Source organism: Novosphingobium sp. B-7 (genome assembly GCF_000410615.1).
Classification (GTDB): domain Bacteria; phylum Pseudomonadota; class Alphaproteobacteria; order Sphingomonadales; family Sphingomonadaceae; genus Novosphingobium; species Novosphingobium capsulatum.
The window spans coordinates 480-5,166 of record NZ_KE148465.1 but is presented as its reverse complement, the minus strand read 5'-3'; the positions used below and the strand labels follow the sequence as shown (position 1 = coordinate 5,166).

Annotated in this window: 5 protein-coding genes, 1 pseudogene and 1 riboswitch; all 6 genes and pseudogenes read left to right on the top strand. The window is 68.7% G+C overall.

Annotated features, from left to right (window positions below; all coding sequences use genetic code 11):
• Positions 1-222, top strand: a pseudogene (locus H926_RS0120485) (periplasmic heavy metal sensor); the annotation flags it as partial.
• 98 nt (positions 223-320) lie between these two features.
• A complete protein-coding gene (locus H926_RS0120480; protein ID WP_022677934.1) occupies positions 321-1,814 on the top strand; it encodes a DUF1800 family protein in 1,494 nt (497 codons plus the stop codon).
• A gap of 2 nt (positions 1,815-1,816) precedes the next feature.
• Positions 1,817-2,962, top strand: a complete 1,146-nt coding sequence (locus tag H926_RS0120475; RefSeq protein WP_022677933.1) for a DUF1501 domain-containing protein — start codon at positions 1,817-1,819, stop codon at positions 2,960-2,962.
• A 97-nt stretch (positions 2,963-3,059) separates the two neighbouring features.
• Positions 3,060-3,308 (top strand): GCG_CRPN prefix-to-repeats domain-containing protein, encoded by a 249-nt coding sequence (locus H926_RS0120470; protein ID WP_022677932.1) that lies wholly within the window; start codon positions 3,060-3,062, stop codon positions 3,306-3,308.
• A 157-nt stretch (positions 3,309-3,465) separates the two neighbouring features.
• Positions 3,466-3,798 carry a hypothetical protein gene (locus H926_RS31155; protein WP_022677931.1) on the top strand — a complete coding sequence of 111 codons (333 nt, stop codon included), beginning with the start codon at positions 3,466-3,468 and terminating at the stop codon, positions 3,796-3,798.
• A gap of 39 nt (positions 3,799-3,837) precedes the next feature.
• Positions 3,838-3,926, top strand: a riboswitch (Fluoride riboswitch).
• A gap of 38 nt (positions 3,927-3,964) precedes the next feature.
• On the top strand, positions 3,965-4,687 hold a 723-nt coding region (locus H926_RS31150; protein WP_022677930.1), incomplete at its 3' end, for a chloride channel protein.

The window sequence follows — 4,687 nt, the reverse complement described above, 5'->3', positions numbered from 1 at the left end:
CAGGTGGATGGCAACCGCGCGCTGCGCCGCCAGATCGCCGCGCTGCTGCGCGCGCCGGTGGTGGATCAGCCGGCGCTGCTGGCCCAGCTTGAACGCCTGCGCGCGGGCGATGCCATGGTGCGCGCCCACGTGGAAATGCAGGTGGTGCCCTATGTGGCCGGCCTGCCGCAGGCCGATCGCAACCGTATCGCCGATCGGCTGGAGCCCAAGAGCGGGAAATAAGCTGCGTTACATCGCCAGCGACGGAATCGGCCGGTCGCTGCGTTCAAGCCCGCGACGAAGGAACGGAAAAAAGGGTTTCCGTTTCAAAGGGCTTTGCCATGGTCTCGGAACAACCCCTGTCTCCTGCCGCAATTGCGCTCAACCGCTTTGGCTTGGGCGCTACGCCCGATGCCGCAAGCGCGGCGGCGCTCGCCGATCCGCACGGCTGGTTGATCGCGCAGTTCGATCACTTCGATGTCACGCCGCCGGCCTGGGCCGCGCTGGCCGACGCCCGCGCGCTGCTTTCTGCCTATCAGGAACAGCAGCGGGCCTTGCGCCAGGCCCGTGCCGCAGCGCCGGCCCCAGCACCAGTTCCTGTAGCCACAACCCCGCTGCCGGCTGGCCCGGTCATCGCTGCCACGGTGCCGATGGCGGGAAAGCCGGCGCGCACGCCAGAGCAGAAGCAGGCCCGCCGCGATCTGGGCGAAGATATCCATGCGCTCTATCGCCAGGGCGTGCAGGCGCGGGCGCAAAGCGCGCTGGAAACGCAGGCGCCGTTCGTGGAGCGGCTGGTGCATTTCTGGTCCAACCATTTCTGCGTGTCGGTCGACAACCTGCCGGTCACCGCGCTGGCCGCCTCGTTTGAACGGGACGCCATCCGCCCCCATGTGCTGGGCCGCTTTGAAGACATGCTGCTGGCGGTAGAGCGCCACCCGGCGATGCTGCTCTATCTCAACCAGAACCAGTCGATCGGGCCCAACAGCCCGGCGGCGCTGCGGGCGCGCGCCAAGGGTGGCGCCGATCGTCAGCGCGGCCTCAATGAGAACCTGGCACGCGAGATCATGGAACTGCATACCCTGGGCGTGCGCAGCGGTTATAGCCAGGCTGACGTCACCGAATTTGCCCGCGCGCTGACGGGGTGGACCGTGGGCGGGATCAACGATGATGCGCCGGGCGATTTCGCGTTCCATCCCCAACAGCACGAACCCGGCACCCGCACGATCGTGGGCAAGACCTATGCCCAGACCGGGGTGGACCAGGCGCGGGCCGTGCTGGTCGATCTGGCCCATGCGCCGGCCACGGCCAGCCACGTCGCCACCAAGTTGGCCCGTCACTTTGCCGGCGACGTGCCGCCCCAGGCGCTGGTCGATCGGTTGGCCGATGCCTTTGCCCGCAGCCGGGGCGATCTGCCCACGCTCTATCGCGCGCTGGTGGCCAGCCCCGAACCGTGGGAGCCGCGCCCGCTCAAGGCCAAGACCCCGTGGGAGTGGACGATATCGTCGTTGCGCGCGCTGGGGGTGGGAGACATCGGCACGCTGCAGGTGGCCACGATCACCCAGCAACTGGGCCAGCCGGTGTGGAAGCCGGGCTCTCCCGCCGGGTGGGACGATACGGCCGCCAGCTGGATCGCGCCTGATGCGCTGATGCGGCGGGTGGAATTTGCCCAGCGCTTGGCTGGCCCCCGCGCCGCGCAGATCGATGCCCGCCAGCGTGCGCCGCAAGTGCTGCCCGGCGGGCTGTCTGCGGCAACGGCCGAACAGATCGCCCATGCCGAAAGCCCGGCCAGCGCGCTGGCGCTGATGCTCGTCTCGCCCGATTTCCTGCGGAGGTAACCATGCTCCATCGCCGAAACTTTCTTCACCTTGCCGGCGGTGCTGCCGGCAGCCTGCTCGTGGCACCGGGCATGGTCCTGGCTGCAGCCGAGACCGAACGCCGCTTTGTCTTCGTGATCCAGCGTGGTGCGGCCGATGGCCTCAACATCGTCGTGCCCTATGCCGATCCCGGCTATGCCCGGCTGCGTGGCGCGCTGGCGATCGATCCGGCGGCGGCGACGCGGCTGGACGGCACCTTTGCCCTGCATCCCGCGCTCAAGGAAACGGCGGCGATGTATGCCCGTGGCCAGGCGCTGTTTGTGCATGCGGTGGCCTCACCCTATCGCGACCGCTCGCATTTCGATGGGCAGAACGTGCTGGAGACCGGAGGCAGCCAGCCCTACCAGGCACGCGATGGCTGGCTCAATCGCCTGGTGGCCATGCTGCCCCGCGCGAGCGATGCGGCGATCGCGATCGCGTCCACCGTGCCGCCAGCGCTGCGCGGGCCGGTGCAGGTTACATCCTATGCGCCGTCCGGGTTGCCCGGCCCGACCGACGATCTGATGACGCGGGTGGGCGCGCTCTATGCGCCAGACCGGCAATTGCAGGCAGCCTGGAGCGCGGCGCTCGATACCCGCAAACTCGCCCAGGGCAGCGGCGCGCGGCAAGACCCCGCCTCGCTGGGCAAGCTGACCGCCACGTTCCTGACCAAGCCGCACGGCCCGCGCATCGCCATGCTGGAAACCGAAGGATGGGATACCCACAGCGGGCAGGACGGCCGGCTGGCCACGCAGCTGCGCGGGCTCGATACGCTGCTGGCGGCGCTGCGCGACGGGATGGGCCCGGCCTGGGCGCAAACCACCGTGCTGGTCGCCACCGAGTTTGGCCGCACTGCCGCGGCCAATGGCACGGGCGGCACCGATCATGGCACGGCCTCGGTCGCCTGGGTGCTGGGCGGCGGCGTCAAAGGCGGGCGCGTGGTGGCCGATTGGCCGGGGCTGGGCAATGGCCAGCTCTATGAAGGGCGCGATCTGGCACCCACCAGCCAGCTTGACGCGCTGCTGGCCGGCGTTGCCGCCGAAAGCCTCGCGCTCGATCCGGCGCAAGTGGCGCGGCGCCTGTTTCCGCTGGCCGGCGCGCCCCGGCCGATGACTGGCTTGTTGGTCTAAATTTGCGACGAACCGACAGACGGAAACACCGGCCGCCATCGTTCAAGTAATGTCAGGCAAGGATGAACAGCCTGCAGCAACGATAAGTGAGGTCGATATGAAAAAGATCCTGCTGAGCGTGGCGATCGCCACGGCTGCACTCGCCACTGCGGCGCCGGCGATGGCGCGCGATGGTTGTGGTGGCGGATGGTATCGCGCCTATGATGGCCGCTGCTATCCCATGGGGCGCACGGTCGTGGTCGAACGCCCGGTCTTTGGCGGCTATTACGGCCATGGCTATTGGGGTGGTCGTCCCTATTGGGGATACCACCATTACTGGCATCGTGGCTGGGGTCACCGCTGGTGATGATCGCGGCAGGGGCCTTGATGGCCCCTGCCGACTACCTCTTGCCCCGGCTGCGGCGTCTATCGGGTGAGGGCAGCGGTTGATCGAACGCCCGGTGTGTCGATCGGACCGGCCGGGCACAGCGATCCTTTACGCCCGACTCAAGGAAGCCACGCCGATGTTCGTTCCCCGCCATGCCCTGCCGCTGGCTTTGCTGATGGCCATGGGCGGCGCGCTGGCCGGATGCCACCATGATGGCACGCCCGATGCAGCGGCGAACGGCACCACCATTGGCGGCGATTATCGCCTGGAAGGCAAGCGCACGTTTCGCGGCATGATCGGCGGCAATGCTACTGTCGCGGCTGGCGCCGATGTCACCATCGCCGGCATGATCGGTGGAGACCTGATCGTGGAGCAGGGAGCCCGCGTGACGGTCAAGGGCCTGGTCGGTGGCCGCATCATCAACAACGGCGGCCAGGTTGACGTGCGCGGCGCCGTGGGCGGGGCGTAATTCCGCAATCTTGACGGAACCCGCCGCGCACGGCATAGGCCGGGCCAAGGCGATGGATTTCCGCCGGGCATTTTGCCGAACCGCCTGCCGCGCCAAACGGCGCCAGGGCTGATGATTCCTACCTGAAACCAAGCTGCCCGACCGGGCACATGCAACAGGAGGAATCGTGCGCGCTTTTTTCACCCGTTCATTCGTCACGCCGGCCCGCATCCGCTTCGTGCTGGCGCTCCTGGCCATGGCGCTTGCGGTGGGCACGGCCTGCGCCGGCTTTCTCTGGTCACTCGATGCGGTCACGCGGCTGCGCTTTGCCGCGCCCTGGCTGCTTTATGGCCTGCCGCTGTGTGGCCTTGCGGTGGCCTGGCTCTATCGCCGCTTTGGCGCGCGGGCAGAGGGCGGCAACAATTTGATCCTTGATGAAATTCACGAGCCCGGCGGCGGGGTGCCGCTGGCCATGGCGCCGCTCGTGCTGATCGGCACAGTGGCCACGCATCTGTTCGGCGGATCGGCAGGGCGTGAAGGCACCGCAGTGCAACTGGGCGGCAGCCTGGCGCATGGCCTGGTCGATCGCCTGGGCCTGGCCGGCAAGGCCCGGCGCCTGCTGCTGATGGGCGGGGTGGCGGCCGGCTTTGGCGCGGTGTTCGGCACGCCGCTGGCCGGTGCGGTCTTCGCGATCGAGGTGCTGGCGCTGGGCGGGCTCGACCTGGCAGCACTGGTGCCGTGCCTGGTGGCGGCGCTGGTGGGTGATTTCGGCTGCCGGCTGTGGGGGGCGCACCACACGCTCTATCCCCACATCAGCCTGCCACAGACCGATCTGGCGGGGTTTGCCGCGCTGCTGGCCAAGGCCGCGCTGCTCGGTCTTGCCAGCGGCGTGGTCGCGCGCCTGTTTGCC

Coding starts and splice junctions, on each gene's coding strand:
- H926_RS31155 (WP_022677931.1), top strand. CDS start 3,466: ATGTTCGTTCCCCGCCATGCCCTGCCGCTGGCTTTGCTGATGGCCATG.
- H926_RS0120475 (WP_022677933.1), top strand. CDS start 1,817: ATGCTCCATCGCCGAAACTTTCTTCACCTTGCCGGCGGTGCTGCCGGC.
- H926_RS0120480 (WP_022677934.1), top strand. CDS start 321: ATGGTCTCGGAACAACCCCTGTCTCCTGCCGCAATTGCGCTCAACCGC.
- H926_RS0120470 (WP_022677932.1), top strand. CDS start 3,060: ATGAAAAAGATCCTGCTGAGCGTGGCGATCGCCACGGCTGCACTCGCC.